This is a genomic window from Salinivibrio sp. IB872, from assembly GCF_001995345.1.
Classification (GTDB): domain Bacteria; phylum Pseudomonadota; class Gammaproteobacteria; order Enterobacterales; family Vibrionaceae; genus Salinivibrio; species Salinivibrio proteolyticus.
Genome location: NZ_MUFO01000019.1, coordinates 19,774 through 40,542 on the forward strand (window position 1 = coordinate 19,774; position 20,769 = coordinate 40,542).

Genomic DNA, 20,769 nt, shown 5'->3' on the forward strand with positions numbered 1-20,769 from the left:
GTTAGTCGAGCAGCGAGGGAGCGAGGCATGAACACAAGGCCGTTGCGTGATCTGATTGGAGCGCGTGTATTGGGCGTGCTAGGCACGTATTCCACTCCAGAGAAGATGGGCAGTATGGCGGTGTCGATTTGCGGTGTAGAGCCGCTCAGTGATACCCGGTTGCGCACGATCTTTCCCAAAGGGCATCAATTGAAAGACGGTCAATGGGTCACGTTACATCTCGATAACCGCACCGGGGTGAGTGATTATGACGCCGACCTTAAGGTGTATCGTTTGTCGTTTAAGGGCAAGGTGATTGCCACATCCGCCTTTGAGGTCATGATTGATGCGCTCGAATATCAGGTGGCCTATGGGATGGGCGTGGTGAAGTCTTATCAAGCCCCTGATTATGCTTATCCGTTAGATACGCGTCGGACCGTGGCGTTACCCACCACACCTTTATCGCAAGTCCCGGCGATGGATGACAGTGAGTATGATAATAAAATCGGTGTGCTTTTGACTTATGCGCCGAGTCAGCCACATACGACGGTGATGGCGTTTTTATCGTCGGTCGAGGATGACATTTTCTTTATCACCTTTCCCAGCACTTTCAAATCGTTGCTGCTAAAACGCGACAGCCGCTGTTACTTTGCGATTGATAGCCGCGCAACCTTTACCTTTGAACAGGCGATTGAATGGAACTACAGCATTATTCGCGGCGAGGTTTATACCGTACCTAAACCGTCGATGATGTTTGATGAGATACGAGAGCGTTTTGTGGCGAAAAACCCGTGGGAAGTGGGCTTTTTTAGCCATCCTGAGGTGGAGATGTACCACCTGAAGGCAGCCAATGTGGTCTGCCCTCGGATGGCATTGGATTAGCGAGTTTTATTGGCTCATCAATAGCGCAATGAGGCCCACACCTAAAATCAGGCGGTAAATCACGAACGGTAACATGCCCACACGGGTGACCAGCTTTAAAAACGCATGAATACACGCATAGGCGCTGACAAACGAGACCAAAACGCCAACCCCAATGGGGGCAAACTCAACCGGCACTGGGCTGATGGCCAGCTGTAAGCCTAGATACGATCCGGCGAGGGTGATGATCGGAATCGACATCAAAAACGAGAACCGTGCGGCGGCTTCTCGGGTGTAGCCTAGCATCAACGCAGCGGTAATGGTGGCGCCCGAACGTGAGGTGCCTGGGATCAAGGCAAGTGCTTGAGCGACCCCGATAAACAGCGCACGCGATCGAGTGGTTTGATACTCATCGCATTGTTGACGCGCATGGCGGTCGGCCCACCAAAGCAGTGCGCCAAATAGCAAGGTGGTAGCGGCAATCACCCACGCTGAACGCAGGTAAAGCTCAATCAAATCTTTAAGAAATAGGCCAGCCACGCAGGCGGGAATGGTCGCCAATACGATCATCCAAGCCAATTGACTATCCCGGCTGTGTTTACCTGTGAACGACGCGAAAAAGGCACCTAACAGTGACACAACTTCACGGCGGAAATAGCCAATCACCGCGGCAAGTGTGCCGACATGAACGGCCACATCGAAGGCTAAGCCTTGGTCGGCCCAGCCAAAAATCTGCGATGGCAAAATGAGGTGGGCGGAGCTGGAAATGGGCAAAAACTCAGTTAATCCTTGAATAAGGGCAAGGAAAAAGGCTTCAAACATGTTCATGGTAATGATTATTCCTTCAAATACGCAGGGGTCTCGATAGGCCATAGTGGCTGGGCTTGGTCAAATTGCTGCCAAAGCTGCGCAAATGTTCGTCCATCCCCGGGGATTGCTTGATCGGGACACAGTTCAGCGAGCGGCCAAAGGGTGAATGCAAATTTATAAATATCGTTGCGCGGTAAGGCCGGTCCGCTGGACTGACACTGATCGCCAAAGGTCAATAAATCGATGTCCAAGGTACGATCGCGATACTTAACGTCGTCGCGCTGTCGCCCATATCGACTTTCGATATCGCGTATGGTTTGCCAAAAGGTTTCCAGATCGAGTGCCGTGTCGAGCTCAGCGATAAGGTTATAGAAATTCGGCCCTTCAAAACCGACGGGTTCGGCCTCAAAAATGCGCGAAAAACGGCAGTGTGGGTCTAAGGCTCGTAACGCCTTAACCGCGGCTTGAATATGCAGGTCGCGATCGATGTTTGAGCCAATACTGACTAATGCTTTTGTCACCGTGTGCCTCGCTCTATCACTACGCCAACATTACGCGCTTGGGCGACGGCGCCAGGTTTGGCCACACGCACTTTTACCCAGCTGACGCCAAATTGTGACTGGATTAGCGCGGCGACCTCTTCGGCGACCCGCTCGATGAGTGCACAGCGGCTGGCTTGAACATGTGCAATCACAGCCTCACTGACACTGGCATAATCCAGCGCTAAACTGACATCATCACTTTGGGCGGCGGGACGATTGTCGTGCGCCATTTCGATATCAAGTACCAACTTTTGTTGGATGGTTTGTTCCCAATCGTAGACACCGATGGTGGTCACAACGTCGAGTTGTTCTATAAAGACGGAATCCATGTTTTTTCACACTCCGTGACAGGTCGGATACCACTGTGGTAAGAAAGCCCGTATTATCGAGCTTATCGATTGACACTTGGATGCGCGATGCGTTCCGATCCATGTTGCGTCTAATCAAGATCGTGGGCGCACTATAGCAACGAATGCAGCACAAACTCTAGGAATTTCACATGACTGCACTGGCCATTGCCATCATCATCGCTGCCTATTTGCTCGGCTCTGTTTCCAGTGCGGTGCTGGTGTGCCGGGCCTATGGTCTGCCGGATCCTCGCGAACAAGGGTCTGGAAATCCGGGCGCGACCAATGTGTATCGCCTTGGCGGCCGCACGGCCGCGGCATTGGTCTTAGTGTGCGACATGCTCAAAGGGACGATCCCCGTTTGGCTCAGTTATCTTATCGGGATTAATCCGTTTTTGCTTGGCTTGATTGGCATCGCCGCCTGTCTTGGGCACATCTACCCGGTGTTCTTTCATTTTCGAGGCGGCAAAGGTGTAGCGACGGCGCTGGGCGCCATGGCCCCGATTGGACTCAGTCTCACTGGCTTGTTAGTGCTGACTTGGGGTGTGGTGTTGGTGATCACCGGCTATTCGTCATTAAGTGCTATCGTCACCGCCATTTTGGCACCGCTTTTCACTTGGTGGATTAAACCGCAATTTACGATGCCAGTGGCGATGCTTTCTTGCCTGATCTTATTTCGTCACTATGAAAATATTCGTCGCCTGCTCGATGGCGAGGAAAAGCCCATTGTACTCAGGCGCTGGCGGCGTTAACGGACGTAAAAAAAGCAGCCCAAGGCTGCTTTTTTGCATCATTTAGTCAAGGATGGCAAGGTATCAATCGGCCAGCGAGGCTGTGCCTTCACCCCCAGTCCCATATGCTCCCCGTTTTTGAGTCGCTGCATCCCCGCATAGGCAATCATGGCGCCGTTATCGGTACAGAACTCGGGACGTGGATAGAAAACGTCGCCGCCCAGTTTGCGCGTGAGGGTGTCGAGTTTGTCGCGTAAATGACGATTCGCACTAACGCCGCCAGCAACCACTAATCGATTCATGCCACATTGCTCTAACGCTCGCTTACACTTGATTGCCAGTGTATCCACCACCGCGTCTTGGAAGGCATACGCGATATCCGCACGGGTTTGCGGATCATTGTCATTGGCTGCAATGGTATTCGCGGCAAATGTCTTCAAGCCGGAAAAGCTGAAATCGAGACCAGGGCGATCGGTCATCGGACGCGGGAAGGTGAAGCGGCCGTGGGTGCCGTTTTCTGCCAGTTTTGACAATAAGGGGCCACCGGGATAATCAAGATTCATCAGCTTCGCGGTTTTATCAAACGCTTCACCGGCTGCGTCATCAATCGACTCACCAAGAATGCGGTATTCGCCAATACCCTTTACTTCGACCAACAGCGYGTGTCCGCCGGAGACGAGCAACGCCACAAACGGAAAGGGAGGCGGCGTGTCTTCTAACATAGGCGCAAGTAAGTGGCCTTCCATATGATGCACCGCTACCGCCGGCACTTGCCAAGCGTACGCGAGGCTGCGACCGATGGTGGCACCGACTAGCAGGGCACCGACCAATCCGGGACCGGCGGTGTAGGCCACGCCATCGATATCCGCCGGTGTCAGCTGCGCCTCTGCCATCGCTGCTTTGACTAACGGCAAGGTCTTTTTAACATGATCGCGAGAGGCTAACTCAGGGACAACCCCGCCATAATCGGCATGAAGCTTTACCTGACTGTAAAGTTTATGTGACAAAAGCCCGCGTTGATCGTCGTAGATCGCCACGCCAGTTTCGTCACACGATGTCTCTATGCCTAAAATTCGCATCATAACCTCAGGAAAACAGCCGATAGATTGAACGCTTAGGATAAATGAGCACGCTGAGCGTGAAGACCGAAGCGAGAAGACGTTGCCAGCACAGGCTGGCGGTGCGCGCAATCTTACATGGCTTGGAAGTAATTCGCCAGATGTGCTTTACAATGCCCCCCTATTCGGATTAGAATTTCGCACCATTTTTAATCAAGGCTGGCCAATAATTCGCCAGCGATAACTGATAACCCCTGAGGTGAAAGGCACATGCCAGTAGTTAAAGTACGTGAAAACGAACCATTTGACGTAGCATTGCGTCGCTTTAAGCGCTCTTGTGAAAAAGCAGGTATTCTTTCTGAAGTTCGCCGTCGTGAGCACTTCGAAAAGCCAACTACCGTTCGCAAACGCGCTAAAGCCGCTGCTCAAAAACGTCACCTGAAGAAGTTGGCACGCGAAAACCAACGTCGCGTACGTCTGTACTAATTTAGTCAGATTAGGTAGGTGCTATGGAATTGCTTGAACGTCTAAAAGATGCCCAAAAAGCGGCGATGAAAGCGAAAGACAAGACGCGTCTTGGTACGATTCGCCTTCTGATGTCAGCCATTAAACAGCAAGAAGTGGATACCCGTCAGTCATTGAGTGACGAGGACATTCTTGCGGTGCTGACAAAAAGCGTAAAGCAGCGCCGTGATTCCGTAGCCCAATACCAGTCAGCCGGTCGTGATGACCTTGCCGATGCGGAACTCGCAGAAATTGCAGTGATTGAAGAATTTCTTCCTCAACCACTTAGCGAAGCAGAGGTCGATGCATTGGTAAAAGCTGCCGTTGAAAAAACCGGCGCAGCCTCCATGCAAGACATGGGCAAGGTGATGGGGGTACTAAAGCCTCAAATCCAAGGCCGAGCTGATATGGGAAAAGTTAGCCAACTCGTGAAAGCGAATTTAAGCTAAGTTTTTCCAGACCTTACAACAAGCCGTGCTTTCCGTAATGGACGGCGCGGCTTGTTTGCTTCTCTCCCTATAAATTTCAGGTTATGGCAGGCAGAATCCCGCGCGCATTCATTGACGACTTGCTCTCACGTCTCGACATTGTTGAGATCATAGACGCACGGGTCAAGCTCAAGAAAAAGGGCAAGAATTACAGCGCCTGTTGTCCGTTCCATAACGAAAAAACGCCTTCATTTAGCGTTAGCCAAGAAAAGCAGTTTTACCACTGCTTCGGATGTGGTGTGCACGGTAATGCCATCGATTTTGTGATGGAATTTGATCGATTGGAGTTTCCCGATGCGATCGAAGAGTTAGCGAACACACTGGGTTTAGACGTGCCCCGTGAACAAGCGAATGGCGGGACAGCACGCCCCAGCATTCCCACGGACGATAAACGTCAGATTTATGAAACCATGGAAGCCATTGCACGGACCTACAGCAGCGAGCTGCGAACGGAAGCCGGACAGGTGGCGGTGGATTATCTCAAACAACGTGGTTTATCCGGTGAAGTGGTAAAACAGTTTGGTATTGGGTATGTCCCTGATCATTGGGACACCATTAAGCGACGTTTTGGTCGTAGCCAAGCGGAGCAACGCCAGCTGGTCACCGCCGGCATGTTGATTGAAAACGACAATGGTCGCAGTTATGACCGTTTTCGTGGTCGCGTGATGTTTCCTATCCGCGATCGCCGAGGCCGTGTGATTGGCTTTGGTGGCCGGGTGTTAGGGGATGGCACCCCGAAATACCTGAACTCGCCAGAAACGCCGATCTTTCATAAAGGTCGGGAGTTGTATGGCTTGTATGAAGTGATGCAACGTTATCGCCACCCTGAGCGTATCCTCGTGGTTGAAGGCTATATGGATGTGGTGGCACTGGCACAGTTTGGCGTCGATTACGCTGTGGCCTCGCTGGGGACATCGACTACAGGGGAGCATATGCAAACCCTGTTTCGGCAAAGTAGTACTATACTTTGCTGCTACGATGGCGATCGAGCCGGCCGAGAAGCAGCATGGCGGGCGATGGAGCAAGCACTGCCTTACATGACTGATGGCAGGCAGCTCAAATTTATGTTTTTGCCCGACGGTGAAGATCCGGATTCGATGATCCGCCAAGAGGGCAAAGAAGGGTTTGAACAGCGGTTGAATGAGGCACAAACCCTCTCCACCTTTATGTTCACCACCTTGCTTAAGCAAGTCGACACCAGCAGCCAAGAAGGCAAAGCCAAGCTTGCGAACTTGGCGGTGCCTTTGATTGAAAAAGTGCCCGGAGATACGTTACGCCTTTACCTGCGTAATACGCTGGGGCAGAAATTGGGCATCATGGATGACCATCAGCTTGAGACCTTGATCCGTCGCCAAGGACAGCCCGTTAAAGTACATGGGCAATCAGAGATTAAGCGTACGCCGATGCGTGAGGTAATTGCGTTACTGGTCCAGTACCCGTACTTGGGCCAAGAAGTACCGCCGTTGCCGTCAGCGGAGTCGATTGATTTGCCCGGTTTGGCGTTACTTAATCCGATCCTTGAGATCTGTCGAGCGCGCCCCAATATCACTACCGGTCAGTTGCTAGAGCACTGGCGGGGGACAAAACAAGAAGCCTTGCTGGCGCGGTTAGCCGGCTGGGATCTTTATATTGACGATGATAATGCGTCAGAACTTTTTTGCGATTCACTGGATAAAATACTCGCCCAGTGTGTCGAACAACAAATAGCCAAGTTGCAAGCGAAGTCAAATACCGTCGGCTTATCAGTCGAAGAGAAGCGGGAACTGATGCTACTGATACAGAGCCAGTCCGTTTAGAAAGTAGCCAGCAAAGGCGACATTTGTTAAAATTGGCGGTTTGCGTTTCCGCATACTAAATTCTTCACTCAGACCCGAAGTTGGATATCGTCTATGGATCAAAATCCGCAGTCACAGCTAAAGTTGCTTGTCGCAAAAGGCAAGGAACAAGGCTATCTGACCTATGCCGAAGTTAACGACCACCTCCCGGAAGACATTGTCGATTCCGACCAGATAGAAGACATCATTCAGATGATCAATGACATGGGCATTCAAGTGGTAGAAGCCGCGCCCGATGCTGATGAATTGATGATGTCTGAGACCGTGGCCGACGAAGACGCGGTAGAAGCCGCAGCGGCAGCGCTGTCCAGTGTGGAAAGTGAAATTGGCCGTACCACCGATCCTGTGCGCATGTATATGCGTGAAATGGGAACGGTAGAGCTTCTGACCCGTGAGGGTGAGATCGATATCGCCAAGCGTATCGAAGACGGCATTAACCAAGTACAGTGCTCGGTGGCGGAATACCCGGCCTCGATTGCCTCACTGCTTGATCAGTTCGATAAGGTGGAAGCGGAAGAGCTACGCCTGACTGACATCATCTCTGGGTTTATTGATCCAACCCAAGATGACATGGCCCCGACCGCCACCCACATCGGCTCTGAGCTGAGTGAGAAAGAGCTCGAAGACGAAGATGACGACGACGCTGATGACGACGACGATGATGATAGCGAAGAAGATGTCGGTATCGATCCTGAGCTTGCACGCGAGAAATTTAGCGAGCTCCGTCGTACGTATTCCAATATGGAAGCGGCAATCAACCAGTATGGTCGTTACGATGACCGCACTAAAGCGTCTATCGAAGAGCTGTCGGAAACCTTCAAGCAGTTCCGCTTGGTGCCTAAGCAGTTTGATCGTCTGGTTAACGAAATGCGCCAGACCATGGACAAAGTGCGTACCCAAGAACGCTTGGTAATGCGTCTGTGTGTCGATCAGGCCAAAATGCCGAAGAAAACCTTTGTGCAATTGTTTGCCGGTAACGAATCATCCGATGCATGGATTGATGAAGCGCTGTCATCCGGTAAGCCGTATGCAGAGCGTGTGGCGCGTTACGAAGAAGATCTGCGTCGTTGTGTGCAGAAATTGAAAATCATCGAAGAAGAGACGGGCCTGTCTGTTGAGCGTATCAAAGACATTAGCCGTCGCATGTCTATCGGTGAAGCGAAAGCACGCCGCGCGAAGAAAGAGATGGTGGAAGCCAACTTACGTCTGGTTATTTCGATTGCTAAGAAATACACCAACCGTGGCTTACAATTCTTGGATTTGATTCAAGAAGGTAACATTGGCTTGATGAAAGCGGTGGATAAATTTGAATATCGCCGTGGTTATAAGTTCTCAACCTATGCGACTTGGTGGATCCGTCAGGCGATTACTCGCTCGATTGCAGACCAAGCCCGGACGATTCGTATTCCGGTGCACATGATTGAGACCATCAACAAGCTTAACCGCATCTCGCGTCAAATGCTCCAGGAAATGGGCCGTGAGCCACTGCCTGAAGAGTTGGCGGAGCGCATGATGATGCCGGAAGATAAAATCCGCAAAGTCCTCAAGATTGCGAAAGAGCCAATCTCAATGGAAACCCCTATCGGTGATGATGAAGATTCACATCTGGGCGATTTCATTGAAGATACCACCCTTGAGCTACCGATGGACTCAGCGACGTCTAACAACCTGAAAATGGCGACCAATGACGTATTGGCCGGTCTGACACCGCGTGAAGCAAAAGTGCTACGTATGCGCTTTGGTATCGATATGAATACCGACCACACGTTGGAAGAAGTCGGTAAGCAGTTTGATGTTACGCGTGAGCGTATTCGTCAGATTGAAGCGAAAGCGCTGCGTAAGCTGCGTCACCCAAGCCGTTCAGAGACATTACGTAGCTTCTTGGACGAGTAAGCGGTAAGCGTTTTGTACTGCCCAATAGAAAGGCGAGCCAATGGCTCGCCTTTTTTAATCGCGGTCAGATTAGGTAATAAACAGGGTGGCGAGGCCAAGAAAGGCAAGGAGTCCAACCACGTCAGTAACGGTAGTTAATGCCATGCCACCGGCCAGTGCCGGATCAATATTGTATTTTTTTAACAGAGTCGGGATGGCGACCCCGGCAATCCCAGCGATAAATAAATTCATCATCATCGCACCGGCAATGATCAGCCCAAGCTCAAGATTCCCTTTCCATAGCACCACGACGCCGCCAATAATCATCGACCATACCAAGCCATTGATCAGTCCGACGGTGGCTTCTTTGGCGAGCAGCCAGCGTGTGTTGGAGTCACCAATGTGACCCACGGCTAACCCGCGAATGACCAAGGCAACGGTTTGATTCCCTGCTACACCGCCCATCGAAGGGACGATGGTCATCAATACCGCAATCGCTGCCATCTTATCAAGCGTGCCTTCAAACATGTTCGACACGGAGGCTGCGGTCAGTGCCGCGAGCACATTGATCCCCAGCCAGATACTGCGACGACGCGCACTTTTAAAGGCGGGCGCAAAGGTGTCTTCGTCATCGTCGAGACCGGCCAAGCCCATCATCGAGTGCTCGGCATCTTCACGAATAATATCTACCACATCATCGATGGTAATACGGCCGACAAGGTGATTATGTTGATCGACGACAGGGGCGGAAACCCAGTTACGACGCTCAAAGAGGCTCGCCACATCACCATCGTCCATGGTCACGCTAATGGCTTCATCCGGATCGTCCATAATGTCGACCACTTCCGTATCCGGTTGGTTAACTAACAAGGCGGCAATGGGTAGATTGCCAATCAGTCGGCCATTCGGATCAATCACATAAAGCGCATCTGTGGTATCGGGTAGCTCGCCTCGCATGCGCAGATAACGCAGCACGACATCCACAGTGACGTCGCCCCGAATGGTGACCACGTCGGTGTTCATCATCCCGCCCGCAGAGTCTTCCGGGTAGGAGAGCGCTTGCTGGATGCGGGCACGGTCTTGTGCGTCCATCTCCGCCAGCACATCTTGTGAGACGTCTTGAGGCAAACTACGCAGTAGATAAGCGACGTCGTCGGTTTCCATCCCTTCGGTGGCGGCGGCAAGTTGCTCAGGCGCCATACGCACCATGATGCCGTCTTTCACATCCTCAGACAGCTCATCGAGGATTTCACCTTGGTCTTCGGGATCCGTCAGTTGCCAGAGAACTAAACGGCCTTTGGGCGGCGAGGCCTCAAGAAGGTGGGCGATGTCTTCCGGCTCCATGTCTTCCAACATGCGGCGCACGCGGACAAACATGCCTTGTTCCAGCAGCTGGCTAACTTCTTGTAGCCGTTGGTGGGTTTGATTGCTTTGTTCTTGTTCTGTCGTTTCTGCCATAGGCAACATCCCCCATTGCAATGTCTGAAATTCTAACGCAACCAGGGGAGTCTGTCGCATGACAAATGGGTTGCGTGTCAGTATAAGAAAGGAATTGCGTGCTGGTCAGCGCAGTGGGCGGTTAACTTTCTTCGTCAAATCCGGCATCGAACAGCGCTTTTACCGCGTTTAAAGCCGGTTCGGCCTGTGGACCCGTCGCGGTGAGAGTGATGGTTTGTCCTTGAGCCGATTCCAGCATCAGCATCGCCATCACACTATCGGCCGTGGCGCGCTTATCGCCACTTTGCAACTCAATGGTGGCGTCGTAGGCTTGGAGCAGCTCAACCAGCTTCATCGCGGCCCGCGCATGTAAGCCCAGTCGGTTACGCACACACACATCCGTGTGCAGGGTGGTCATGACGATTGCTCCAAGGTGCGATGGCGAATTTGCACTTTTTCGCCAAGCTCCGTGAAATAGTCAGCCAGATATTGCGCTATATACACAGAGCGGTGTTTACCGCCCGTGCATCCAATAGCAACGGTAACATAACTGCGATTATTGTTTTTCAATGCGGGCAGCCAAGACTCAAGAAAGCCTTTGATTTGTGCAATCAGCATCGCGACATCGGGTTGCGCGGCGAGGAACATGCGTACGGGCTTTTCTAAGCCGGTATGAGGGCGCAGGGTCGGCTCCCAATGCGGATTGGGCAAAAAGCGAACATCAAACACATAGTCGGCATCGGCGGGTAAGCCATGCTTAAAACCGAACGATTCAAACACCATCACCAAATCGCCACTGGCGCGGCCCAATACCAGTGAGCGCACCGACTCACTTAAGTCGTGAATCGACAGCCCCGTGGTATTAATCACGCGGTCGGCATGTTCTTTGATGGGCGCCATTTGTTGCTTTTCGGCTTGAATGGCTTGCTCAAGAGACAGGTTTTGGCGCGACAGGGGATGCAAGCGGCGTGTTTCACTAAAGCGTTTAATCAGATCCTTGTCATCTGCATCCAGGTAATACAAGGTGACATCGCACACCTCCCGCAACGCGGTGAGGGTGTCAGCAATAGGCTCATTCGCGTTAGGCAAGTTGCGAATGTCCAAGCTGACCGCAATTTTGGCTTCGGCATCTTCTTGCGACGTGACGAAGTCGCGCAACAGATTCACAGGGAGATTATCAACGCAGTAATACCCGAGATCTTCGAGCACCCGCAACGCCACAGATTTGCCTGACCCCGAACGGCCACTGACAATTTTCAGCATCATAGTAGACTCCCGTCAGCCCTTACTCGTTATTGAGTCATGATATTGTACAGCTCTTGGTCCGAGTCTGCATTGCGAAGCTGTCGGCATAGCTGTTTATCATTGAGCTTTTCGGCGATGGCCGAGAGGGTTTGGAGGTGGTATTTACACTGTTCGTCCGGAACGAGTAGCGCGAAGAGCAAATCGACGGGGCGCTTGTCGATAGCGTCGAACTCAATCGGTTCAGCACATTGCAACAGCACGCCAATAGCATGGTCACTGTCCGTGATACGGCCGTGTGGAATGGCAATCCCTGAGCCGATACCAGTGGTGCCCAGCTTTTCACGACTTAGCATGCATTCAAACAATTGTTGCGCGTTGATCCCCAACTTGTCCGCAGCCACTTGGCTAATGATTTCTAGGGCGCGTTTCTTGCTGGAACAGTGGACGGCACTGCGTGTGCAGTCCACTGTGAGTACGTCTTTAAGTTCCATAGCTTAATGCTGTTTGAGCTTCTCTTTATGTTTACTCAATTGCTTGACCAACTTGTCGGTCAACCCATCAATGGCCGCATACATATCTTGCGACTGCGCCTTAGCATGAATCTCTCCATTGTTGACATGGAGCGTCGCTTCAGCAATTTGGTCGAGCTTTTGGATCGTCAACACAACGTGGACATTATTAATGTGCTCGAAAAAGCGCTCGAGTTTAGCAAACTTTGTATCCACATACTCGCGTATTGGTGGCGTGATTTCGACATGATGTCCGGTCAGGTTGATTTGCATACACATCTTCCTTCTGTTGAGGCGCCTAAAGCAGGCGCTTGCGCTGGTTTGACGGCGCAATACCGAGCGACTCCCGATACTTAGCGATGGTCCGTCGTGCAACTTTGATGCCTTGCTGAGCTAACAAGGCGGCAATTTTGCTATCACTGAGGGGCTTGTTGGCAGGCTCCGCTGCCACCAACTTTTTGATCAGGGCACGAATGGCTGTCGAAGAGCATTCGCCGCCATTATCCGTGCTCACGTGGCTTGAGAAGAAGTACTTCAACTCAAAAATACCGCGTGGCGTATGCATAAATTTTTGGGTGGTAACACGAGAGATGGTCGACTCGTGCATGTCGACGTCCATGGCGATGTCGTTAAGTACCATGGGTTTCATGGCTTCTTCGCCATACTCAAAGAAATCTTGTTGATGTTCGACAATACAGCGGGCCACCTTCAATAAGGTCTCATTACGGCTTTCGAGGCTTTTAATCAGCCACTTGGCTTCTTGCAAATGGGAGCGAATAAACTGGCTGTCTGACGGGCTACAGCCGTTACGACCATAAGCGGCATATTGCTCATTGACCTTAAGCTTAGGAACGCTATCTGGGTTGATTTGAACCACCCATTTGCCGTGGTGCTTAAACACGGAGACATCAGGAACCACGTACTCCGCTTCGTTAGTCACGATCAGATTACCCGGACGTGGCTCAAGACTATGGATCAGTTGCATCACGGCTTTCAGATCCGGCTCTTTTAGACGGGTATCTCGCATCAGTTGACGATAATCGCGGTTGGCGAGCAAATCCATATGTTGGGTGAGCACGGTACGTGCCTCATCCAGCCAGGGCGTTTCTGGGTTGTATGTGGCTAATTGGAGCAATAAGCACTCTTGTAGCGAGCGAGAGGCTACACCCAATGGATCAAAGTGTTGAACACGTTTCAGTACAGCTTCTACTTCGTCAAGCTCAATCTCCTCACTGCCCAAGCTTTCTAAGATCTCATCAGTGGTGACTGACAGGTAGCCTTGATCGTCCACCGCATCGATGATCGCCAAGGCAATGGCTTGATCCGTCTCCGAGAAGGGGGTGAGGTCGAGCTGCCATTTTAGGTAGTCGTAAAGGCTTTCGGTGGTTTCACCTTGATACACGGGGAGCTCGTCGCCGCCCGAGGCAATGCCAGTACTGCCGGTTCCCGCGCTATAGACGTCATCCCAAGTGGTATCCACCGGCAACTCGTCAGGCATTTCGTTTTTCTCGAAGGCGTCTGAGGTTTCTAACGTGTCGGCGCTGGCGGTGGCGGTTTCCGCGGTGTCGTTATCGTTACGCTCCGCGGCTTCTTGTTCTTGACCCTCGTCTTGTTCCAGCAGCGGGTTGGTTTCCAACGCTTCTTGGATCTCTTGCTGCAAATCTAGCGTCGACAACTGCAGCAGGCGAATAGCCTGCTGTAGCTGCGGTGTCATTGCGAGTTGTTGTCCAAGCTTGAGCTGAAGCGTGGGTTTCATAGGGGCGTTACACCTTTCCTTTTAGAACGACCAATGAGGTTAAAACGCTTGCTCTGGGATGCAGGGCAAGCGCTCTATAAATAACTATAGCCGTGATTGGCAGATTTTAGCGTGAGCGAGTCCACTATAGCTTGAACTGATCACCGAGATAGACACGTTTGACGTGCTCGTCATTCAGCACTTCATCAGGGGTGCCGTGCGCAATCAAGTGTCCTTGGCTGACAATGTAAGCATGCTCACAGACACTCAAGGTTTCACGGACATTGTGGTCGGTGATCAGCACGCCTAAGCCACGATCGCGTAGGTGTTCGATGATCTTTTTAATGTCGATCACGGAAATTGGATCGACGCCGGCAAATGGCTCATCAAGCAAAATAAATTTCGGGTTAGCGGCGAGGGCGCGTGCAATTTCGACACGGCGTCGCTCGCCCCCTGACAGCGCCATGCCAAGGCTATCGCGGATATGCTGAATATTAAATTCATCCAACAAATCTTCGGCTTTATCTTGACGCTCCTCTTTGGTGAGGGATTTTCGCGTTTGCAGTACCGCCATCAAATTGTCGTAGACGGTGAGCTTGCGAAAAATCGAGGCCTCTTGCGGCAAATAACCGATGCCAAGACGTGAACGGTTATGCATCGGCTGAATGCTAATGTCTTGATCGTCGATAAAAATTGCCCCTTCGTCGCGAGCGACAAGACCGACAATCATGTAAAACGATGTGGTTTTACCTGCACCATTTGGGCCGAGTAGCCCGACGATCTCGCCGGATTTCACTTCCAGACTGACATCGGCGACGACTTTTCGTCCTTTATAACTTTTCGCCAAATTGGCCGCTTTTAACGTTGCCATAGGGCCTCTTATTGCGATTCTGACTCAGATGGGCTTTTGGTAGTCGGCTGCAAGATGGTTGTGACTCGCTTATTGCTGTCACTTTCTGCGACCAATTGCTGCTTATCAATTTGATAGGTGATCACATTGCCTTCGACTTGATTACCTGCCTGTTCCAGCATGGCATTGGTCGACATTTTCAAAAACTCGTTGCCCACTTCATAGCGTAACTTATAGGCTTCACCGTGCAGCTTTTTACCATCATCCATGGTCTGATCGAAGGTCGCGGGTTTACCGAACGCTTCAATGGTTTCATCGCCTTCTTGGCCTTGAGGGCGGATCACGACCAGCTTGTCGGCCAGAATTTTAATGCTACCTTGGGTCAGCACAACATCTTGGGTAAAGGTCACCGTGTTGGTGGCCATGTCCAAATGCTGACTCTCAGATTCAATATAAATCGGTTGCTCAGTGTCGCTACTCAATGCCAATGAATAGTGCGAAAACAGCAACATGGCACCTGCCAGTGCTTTAACGAGGGGTCGTTTCATATCGGCCTTTAACATCGTTTAACAATTCCATCTGGTGGTTACCGAAGTTCCCTTTCACGCGTTGCCCTTCGGTTTGAAAGCCAACGCCAGTGATGGTGGTGGGACGGTCGGACCAAAAGTCTCGCGTGGTCAGGTCCAACGTCACGGTTTCGGTGGCTACCGAATGAATTTGCGCGTTCGGTAGCAAGTTAAAAATTCGCACTTTGCCTGTCATCGTTAGTATGTGCTTATCAGACAGCACCGCATAGTTAGCACTGATGCGCCACTCTTCGTCTTTGCCATTATGATAGGTCCACAAGACAGGCTCGTTAAAGTGGGTTTCATCAATATTGGCGTAGTGCTCTAAGTGCTCAGCGTCAACGGTATAGCTGCGTATCCCATCGGCGTTGTATTGCACGGTTTTAATTTTTTCACCGGTAAACAGAGGCTTTTCTGCGTCCGGCTCCACTTGTACTGTACGCTCCCAGACATGTTGAGAAAGCAGATAATAGCCGGTTAGGGCACACAGTACTATCAGCACCAGCATGCTGAGCCGCTGCATCATACGCTTAAGCCCTTATGCTGATCGAGCTCGCCTCGTGCTTCGAGGATCAGATCGCAGACTTCACGGACCGCGCCGAACCCACCACGGATTTGGGTCACTAGATCGGCACGTTGTTGTAATAGCGGGTGGCCGTCTGCCACACAGACCGCGAGGCCGACTTTTGCCATAACGGGCCAATCAATCAAGTCATCACCGATATACGCGGTGTGCTCAGGGCTGACGTTGCATTGCTGACAAAGATCGTCGTACGCAGCTAGCTTGTCACTTTGTCCTTGATAGACATGACGGACCCCTAAGGCGTTCATTCTATTTTCGACAATCTTAGACTGTCGACCTGTGATCACTGCGACCTCAATGCCAGCGTTCATCAAGGCTTTGATGCCGTAGCCATCACGGGTGTGAAAGGCCTTCAGCTCCTCGCCTTGATTGCCCATATACACGCGACCATCGGAGAAAACGCCATCGACATCGCAAATCAGTAGCTGGATCGTCGCCGCGCGTTCGAACAGGGTGGTGGCAACAGGGCCATATAAGGTGTCAGTCACAGGTGCGCACATTACATTACTCCGGCTTTCAAAAGGTCATGCATGTTGAGGGCGCCAAGAAGCTGGCCATTTTTCGCTACCAGCAGCCCGTTAATTTTACGCTCCTCCATGAGTTTGAGTCCTTCTGCCGCCAGCAGTTCCGGTTCAATGGTGATCGGGTTGGCGGACATCACCTCGCCAATGGCGGTGGTGTGTAAATCAATGCGTTGATCGAGTAAGCGGCGTAGATCGCCATCGGTAAAGACACCGGCCAACTGTTGCTCTGCATCGACCACGGCGGTCATTCCGAGGCCTTTTTCGGACACTTCCAGTAACGCATCGCGTACGGTGGCATTGTCTGGCACCACGGGTAAACGCTCGCCTTGATGCATCAGATCGCTAATACGTAATAGTAGTTTGCGTCCTAATGCGCCGCCCGGATGAGACAGGGCAAAGTCATCGGCGGTAAAACCTTTTGCTTGCATCAATGCCATGGCGAGCGCGTCGCCCATCACCAAGGTGGCCGTGGTGCTCGATGTAGGCGCAAGCTTAAGGGGGCACGCCTCTTTGGGGACGTGAATATTGAGATGGACCTTGGCGAGTTGCCCCATACTCGAGTCGGGGTTGCCCGTCATACAGACTAACGGGATCCCGAGACGTTTAATCACCGGCAGTAAGGTAAGAATTTCACCGGCTTCGCCCGAGTTGGAAATGGCTAGCACCACGTCGCCTTGATTGATCATCCCAAGGTCACCGTGACTTGCCTCTCCCGGGTGGACGAAAAACGCAGGCGTTCCTGTGCTTGCAAGGGTAGCTGCAATCTTACGGCCGATATGGCCCGATTTGCCCATTCCCATCACCACCACTTTGCCGGTGGCGTTCAAGATTAATCGACAGGCGGCATCAAAATGCTCGTCAATCGCCGTTTTGAGTTGTGCAATCGCATCTTGCTCAATGGTAAGCACATCAAGCCCTGCGCGACGAAAATCAAATTCACTCATCACCATGTCCGTTATGCGGCAGCGTTAACAAAGAGATAGCCTTGATAGGCGATATAACACATCAAAAAGATCGACCCTTCAATGCGATTGATACTGCGTGATTTGCCTAATGCGAAGATAAGTAGCATCACAGAGAGAACGAGCATGATGTAGTAATCCCGTCCCATTGCAAATTCACTGATCGGTGATGGGTTGAGCAAGCCCGGGATCCCCATCACCGCCAAGATATTAAACACGTTCGAGCCGATAATATTGCCGACAGCGAGATCGTCTTCCCCTTTCATCACGCCGGCAATCGAGGCGGCGAGTTCGGGCAGGCTGGTGCCGATAGCAATGATGGTTAAGCCAATCACCAAGTCGCTCATACCAAAGTATTGGGCAATGGTGACTGCCGAGTCGACCACTTGATCGGACGACAGCAATAGCAAAGGCAGACCGATTAAAATCCACATGACTGCTTTTAGATTACTGACATCTTGCGGAATGTCCGATTCCTGATCCGCCAGCATAGGATCGGTCCCGCCTGAGTCTTTGCCAATTTTGATCATGGCAAGGATAAACACCACGAATAAGACCAACAGGCCCACGCCTTCGAAAAAGCCGAGGTGGTTGTTCCACAAAAGGGCGCCGGCGAGCAAGGTGACCGCTAACATTAATGGTAGTTCGCGGCGCAAAATGATAGAGCTAATCGACAAAGGCTTAATCAGGGCGGTAAAGCCAAGAATGAGGGCAATGTTGGCAATGTTTGACCCTAAAACATTCCCCACTGCGGTGTCGGTTTTATCCGCGAGCGCGGCATTGGCCGATACCATCATTTCAGGCGCGGAAGAGCCCATGGCCAGAATCGTCATACCGATCACAAGAGGAGAGACGCCGTAATTTTTCGCGATCGCGGCAGCACCGAACACGAGTCGGTCAGCACTCCAAACCAGTAACACTAATCCCACAATAAGTATGGCAACCGCTTCTACCATGACACCTGTCCTTTGCGTTTTTTAATTGGCGTAAATGAGGTGCAATTCTGACGGCTAACGTGGCAAATGTGAAGCGAAAAGCCCCCACCATCGCCGTGAATGCGTCGCTTTTCATTCATGAACGGGAACTCGTTGGCACTTTTTCGGTCCATATAGGCCATTCTTCCTCGCTGGGCGGGTGAATGGCTATACTGCCATTATCAGGGCTATATCACGTCCTATCAGGCAGGGAGCGGGCGTTGCTTGTGTTAGCATAGGGGACGCCTTATTATCAGCCACTTAATTTTTATCCTATCTAACCATGAGAATGCGGCAATGGCAGCACAGAGCCTGATAGATATTAACGGGATGACATTCTCACGGGGCAGCCGGTGCATTTTCGATCATATTGATTTGCAGGTGCCGCGTGGTCAGGTGACCGCCATCATGGGACCATCTGGCATTGGTAAAACGACCCTATTACGTTTGATTGCTGGTCAGCTAAAGCCTGATGCCGGCGACATTGTTTTTGATGGCCACAATATTCCCACCTTAGGACGTCGTCGTTTATTCGATGTGCGCCAACGGATGAGCATGTTGTTTCAATCTGGCGCCTTGTTCACCGATATGTCGGTGTTTGACAATGTGGCCTTTCCCTTGCGTGAGCACACTCAGTTGGATGAATCCCTCATTCATACCATTGTGATGTTGAAGCTCGAGGCGGTAGGACTTCGCGGGGCGGCCGCGTTAATGCCCAGTGATCTCTCTGGGGGGATGGCCCGCCGTGCCGCGCTGGCGCGTGCCATTGCCCTCGACCCAGAACTGATTTTGTTTGATGAGCCGTTTGTGGGGCAGGACCCTATTACCATGGGAGTCTTGGTCACCTTGATTCGTCAGCTTAACCAAGCCTTGGGCCTGACCTGCGTGGTGGTGTCCCACGATGTACCTGAAGTGATGAGCATCGCGGACAAGGTCTATCTGTTGGCAGACAGCCGGATCATCGCCAGTGGCACCCCGCAATCGCTGCGTGATAATCAAGATCCTTGGGTCAAACAATTCCTCGAAGGGCACGCAGATGGCCCTGTACCATTCCGCTATCCTGCGGGTCAGCTAGAGCAGGAGATTTACCGGTGATAAAAACGCAGATTGCGGATGTGGGTCGCCGCGCGATGGGCGTGGCCGAGTCGATGGGACGCGCCACCTTTGTGATGACCGGCGCGCTGGTGGGCAAACCACAGCCGAGCAAGACCTTTCCGCTCTTGATTAAACAGCTTTACTCGGTAGGCGTTCGCTCACTGGCGATCATTATCGTATCAGGCCTATTCATTGGTATGGTGTTGAGTTTACAAGGCTATTTAGTGTTGTCCGACTTTGGTGCGGAAACCAGCCTTGGACAAATGGTCGCCTTGTCGCTGTTACGCGAATTAGGTCCGGTAGTAACGGCACTGCTGTTTGCCGGACGGGCTGGCTCAGCGCTGACCGCGGAAATTGGTCTGATGAAAGCCACCGAGCAGCTATCCAGCTTAGAGATGATGGCGGTTGACCCGCTTCGCCGCGTGATCGCACCGCGCTTCTGGGCCGGTGTGATTGCGATGCCGTTGTTGGCGGTGATCTTTATGCTGGTGGGTATCTGGGGCGGTGAGCTCGTCGGGGTAGACTGGAAAGGCATCGATCACGGTAGTTTCTGGTCTGTGATGCAAGCATCGGTCGATTTGGGTTATGACGTTGGCAACGCACTGATTAAAAGTGTGGTATTTGCTATCGCAGTGACTTGGATTGCCCTGTTTAACGGTTACGATGCCACGCCGACCTCGGAAGGTATCAGCCGCGCCACCACACGCACTGTGGTGCACTCTTCATTGGCCGTACTTGGCCTTGACTTTGTCCTTACTGCACTCATGTTTGGGAATTAATCATGCAACAGAGTCGAAAAACAGAATTTTGGGTAGGCTGCTTTGTCATCGCAGGGATTGCAGCATTATTGGTGTTGGCGTTCCAGGTAGCGGATGTTCAACGTTGGGGACGAGCGGATACCTACACCTTAACCGCAGAGTTTGACAATATTGGTGGCCTGAAAGTGCGCTCACCGGTCAAAGTCGGGGGCGTGACCGTGGGGCAGGTGACGGCTATCTCGCTGGATGCAGAAACCTATGTACCAAAAGTCACCCTACAGATTAACAGCAGTGCGGGATATTTCCCTGAGTCGAGCTCAGCGTCGATTTACACCGCAGGCTTACTCGGTGAGCAGTACATTGGTATTACGCCTGGGTTTGTCGATGAAGCATTAGGCATTGGCTACCTTGAAGACGGCGGTAAGTTAGAAGACACCAAATCTGCGTTGGTACTTGAGGACTTGATTGGCCAGTTCTTGTATAGCGTGGGTGATAAGGAGTAAT

24 protein-coding genes and 1 pseudogene are annotated in these 20,769 nt (G+C 51.8%); 9 read left to right on the forward strand and 16 right to left on the reverse strand.

Going from position 1 to position 20,769, the window contains the following annotated elements:
• Window positions 1–27: 27 nt before the first annotated feature.
• Window positions 28–861, forward strand: a complete 834-nt coding sequence (locus tag BZJ18_RS09685) for a hypothetical protein (RefSeq protein ID WP_077456348.1) — start codon at window positions 28–30, stop codon at window positions 859–861.
• Between the two features lie 6 nt (window positions 862–867).
• Here the strand turns inward: BZJ18_RS09685 and BZJ18_RS09690 are convergent, their stop codons facing one another.
• From BZJ18_RS09690 to folB, 3 genes are read right to left on the reverse strand one after another with little or no spacing between them, the layout of a single operon-like run.
• Window positions 868–1,668 (reverse strand): undecaprenyl-diphosphate phosphatase, encoded by an 801-nt coding sequence (locus tag BZJ18_RS09690; RefSeq protein ID WP_077456350.1) that lies wholly within the window; start codon window positions 1,666–1,668, stop codon window positions 868–870.
• A gap of 8 nt (window positions 1,669–1,676) precedes the next feature.
• Window positions 1,677–2,171: a 2-amino-4-hydroxy-6-hydroxymethyldihydropteridine diphosphokinase gene (gene folK, locus BZJ18_RS09695; RefSeq protein WP_077456352.1), complete on the reverse strand. Its 495-nt coding sequence runs from the start codon at window positions 2,169–2,171 to the stop codon at window positions 1,677–1,679.
• Window positions 2,168–2,521: a dihydroneopterin aldolase gene (gene folB, locus BZJ18_RS09700; protein WP_069588147.1), complete on the reverse strand. Its 354-nt coding sequence runs from the start codon at window positions 2,519–2,521 to the stop codon at window positions 2,168–2,170. The genes folK and folB overlap by 4 nt, the downstream gene beginning before the upstream one ends.
• A gap of 170 nt (window positions 2,522–2,691) precedes the next feature.
• Here folB and plsY point away from each other — a divergent pair, with 170 nt between their 5' ends.
• The gene (plsY, locus tag BZJ18_RS09705) at window positions 2,692–3,291 is read left to right on the forward strand and encodes a glycerol-3-phosphate 1-O-acyltransferase PlsY (RefSeq protein WP_069588145.1); all 600 of its coding nucleotides are present in this window, start codon (window positions 2,692–2,694) and stop codon (window positions 3,289–3,291) included.
• A 38-nt stretch (window positions 3,292–3,329) separates the two neighbouring features.
• Here plsY and tsaD read toward each other — a convergent pair whose 3' ends face one another.
• Window positions 3,330–4,349, reverse strand: a complete 1,020-nt coding sequence (gene tsaD / locus BZJ18_RS09710) for a tRNA (adenosine(37)-N6)-threonylcarbamoyltransferase complex transferase subunit TsaD (protein WP_077456354.1) — start codon at window positions 4,347–4,349, stop codon at window positions 3,330–3,332.
• Window positions 4,350–4,598: 249 nt separating this feature from the next.
• Here tsaD and rpsU point away from each other — a divergent pair, with 249 nt between their 5' ends.
• From rpsU to rpoD, 4 genes and pseudogenes are all read left to right on the forward strand, one after another.
• Window positions 4,599–4,814: a 30S ribosomal protein S21 gene (gene rpsU / locus BZJ18_RS09715; RefSeq protein WP_069588141.1), complete on the forward strand. Its 216-nt coding sequence runs from the start codon at window positions 4,599–4,601 to the stop codon at window positions 4,812–4,814.
• Window positions 4,815–4,837: 23 nt separating this feature from the next.
• Complete coding sequence (locus BZJ18_RS09720; RefSeq protein WP_069588140.1) at window positions 4,838–5,281, forward strand: GatB/YqeY domain-containing protein; 444 nt, start codon at window positions 4,838–4,840, stop codon at window positions 5,279–5,281.
• 83 nt (window positions 5,282–5,364) lie between these two features.
• The gene (gene dnaG, locus BZJ18_RS09725) at window positions 5,365–7,116 is read left to right on the forward strand and encodes a DNA primase (protein WP_077456356.1); all 1,752 of its coding nucleotides are present in this window, start codon (window positions 5,365–5,367) and stop codon (window positions 7,114–7,116) included.
• Window positions 7,117–7,197: 81 nt separating this feature from the next.
• Window positions 7,198–9,048 (forward strand): annotated as a pseudogene (rpoD, locus tag BZJ18_RS09730) (RNA polymerase sigma factor RpoD); the annotation flags it as partial.
• 69 nt (window positions 9,049–9,117) lie between these two features.
• Here the strand turns inward: rpoD and mgtE are convergent.
• From mgtE to BZJ18_RS09790, 12 genes are all read right to left on the reverse strand, one after another.
• Window positions 9,118–10,485 carry a magnesium transporter gene (gene mgtE / locus BZJ18_RS09735; RefSeq protein WP_077456360.1) on the reverse strand — a complete coding sequence of 456 codons (1,368 nt, stop codon included), beginning with the start codon at window positions 10,483–10,485 and terminating at the stop codon, window positions 9,118–9,120.
• 121 nt (window positions 10,486–10,606) lie between these two features.
• The gene (locus BZJ18_RS09740; protein ID WP_077456362.1) at window positions 10,607–10,882 is read right to left on the reverse strand and encodes an HPr family phosphocarrier protein; all 276 of its coding nucleotides are present in this window, start codon (window positions 10,880–10,882) and stop codon (window positions 10,607–10,609) included.
• Window positions 10,879–11,730 (reverse strand): RNase adapter RapZ, encoded by an 852-nt coding sequence (gene rapZ / locus BZJ18_RS09745; RefSeq protein ID WP_077456364.1) that lies wholly within the window; start codon window positions 11,728–11,730, stop codon window positions 10,879–10,881. The genes BZJ18_RS09740 and rapZ overlap by 4 nt, the downstream gene beginning before the upstream one ends.
• Window positions 11,731–11,756: 26 nt before the next feature.
• Entirely contained in the window at window positions 11,757–12,200 is a 444-nt protein-coding gene (ptsN, locus tag BZJ18_RS09750) for a PTS IIA-like nitrogen regulatory protein PtsN (RefSeq protein ID WP_069588129.1), read from the reverse strand.
• A 3-nt stretch (window positions 12,201–12,203) separates the two neighbouring features.
• Window positions 12,204–12,491 carry a ribosome hibernation promoting factor gene (hpf, locus tag BZJ18_RS09755; protein ID WP_077456366.1) on the reverse strand — a complete coding sequence of 96 codons (288 nt, stop codon included), beginning with the start codon at window positions 12,489–12,491 and terminating at the stop codon, window positions 12,204–12,206.
• A gap of 25 nt (window positions 12,492–12,516) precedes the next feature.
• A complete protein-coding gene (locus tag BZJ18_RS09760; RefSeq protein WP_077456368.1) occupies window positions 12,517–13,974 on the reverse strand; it encodes an RNA polymerase factor sigma-54 in 1,458 nt (485 codons plus the stop codon).
• Window positions 13,975–14,098: 124 nt separating this feature from the next.
• Window positions 14,099–14,824 (reverse strand): LPS export ABC transporter ATP-binding protein, encoded by a 726-nt coding sequence (lptB, locus tag BZJ18_RS09765; RefSeq protein ID WP_069588123.1) that lies wholly within the window; start codon window positions 14,822–14,824, stop codon window positions 14,099–14,101.
• 8 nt (window positions 14,825–14,832) lie between these two features.
• Window positions 14,833–15,351, reverse strand: coding sequence for a lipopolysaccharide transport periplasmic protein LptA (gene lptA, locus BZJ18_RS09770; protein ID WP_077456398.1), 519 nt, complete (start codon window positions 15,349–15,351; stop codon window positions 14,833–14,835).
• On the reverse strand, window positions 15,332–15,895 hold the full coding sequence (gene lptC, locus BZJ18_RS09775; RefSeq protein WP_077456370.1) for an LPS export ABC transporter periplasmic protein LptC: 564 nt from the start codon (window positions 15,893–15,895) through the stop codon (window positions 15,332–15,334). The genes lptA and lptC overlap by 20 nt, the downstream gene beginning before the upstream one ends.
• On the reverse strand, window positions 15,892–16,452 hold the full coding sequence (kdsC, locus tag BZJ18_RS09780) for a 3-deoxy-manno-octulosonate-8-phosphatase KdsC (protein WP_077456372.1): 561 nt from the start codon (window positions 16,450–16,452) through the stop codon (window positions 15,892–15,894). Before kdsC ends, lptC begins: the two co-directional genes overlap by 4 nt.
• Window positions 16,452–17,420: a KpsF/GutQ family sugar-phosphate isomerase gene (locus BZJ18_RS09785; RefSeq protein WP_069588204.1), complete on the reverse strand. Its 969-nt coding sequence runs from the start codon at window positions 17,418–17,420 to the stop codon at window positions 16,452–16,454. Before BZJ18_RS09785 ends, kdsC begins: the two co-directional genes overlap by 1 nt.
• Before the next feature lie 11 nt (window positions 17,421–17,431).
• Complete coding sequence (locus tag BZJ18_RS09790) at window positions 17,432–18,394, reverse strand: calcium/sodium antiporter (protein ID WP_069588117.1); 963 nt, start codon at window positions 18,392–18,394, stop codon at window positions 17,432–17,434.
• 315 nt (window positions 18,395–18,709) lie between these two features.
• On the opposite strand from BZJ18_RS09790, the gene mlaF reads away from it, so the two are divergent.
• Genes mlaF through mlaD form a run of 3 tightly spaced genes read left to right on the forward strand, consistent with a single transcriptional unit; the run spans window position 18,710 to window position 20,768 of the window.
• Window positions 18,710–19,507, forward strand: a complete 798-nt coding sequence (mlaF, locus tag BZJ18_RS09795; protein ID WP_077456374.1) for a phospholipid ABC transporter ATP-binding protein MlaF — start codon at window positions 18,710–18,712, stop codon at window positions 19,505–19,507.
• A complete protein-coding gene (mlaE, locus tag BZJ18_RS09800; protein ID WP_175418646.1) occupies window positions 19,507–20,286 on the forward strand; it encodes a lipid asymmetry maintenance ABC transporter permease subunit MlaE in 780 nt (259 codons plus the stop codon). Before mlaF ends, mlaE begins: the two co-directional genes overlap by 1 nt.
• 2 nt (window positions 20,287–20,288) lie before the next feature.
• Complete coding sequence (gene mlaD / locus BZJ18_RS09805) at window positions 20,289–20,768, forward strand: outer membrane lipid asymmetry maintenance protein MlaD (protein WP_069588113.1); 480 nt, start codon at window positions 20,289–20,291, stop codon at window positions 20,766–20,768.
• Window position 20,769 lies beyond the last annotated feature (1 nt).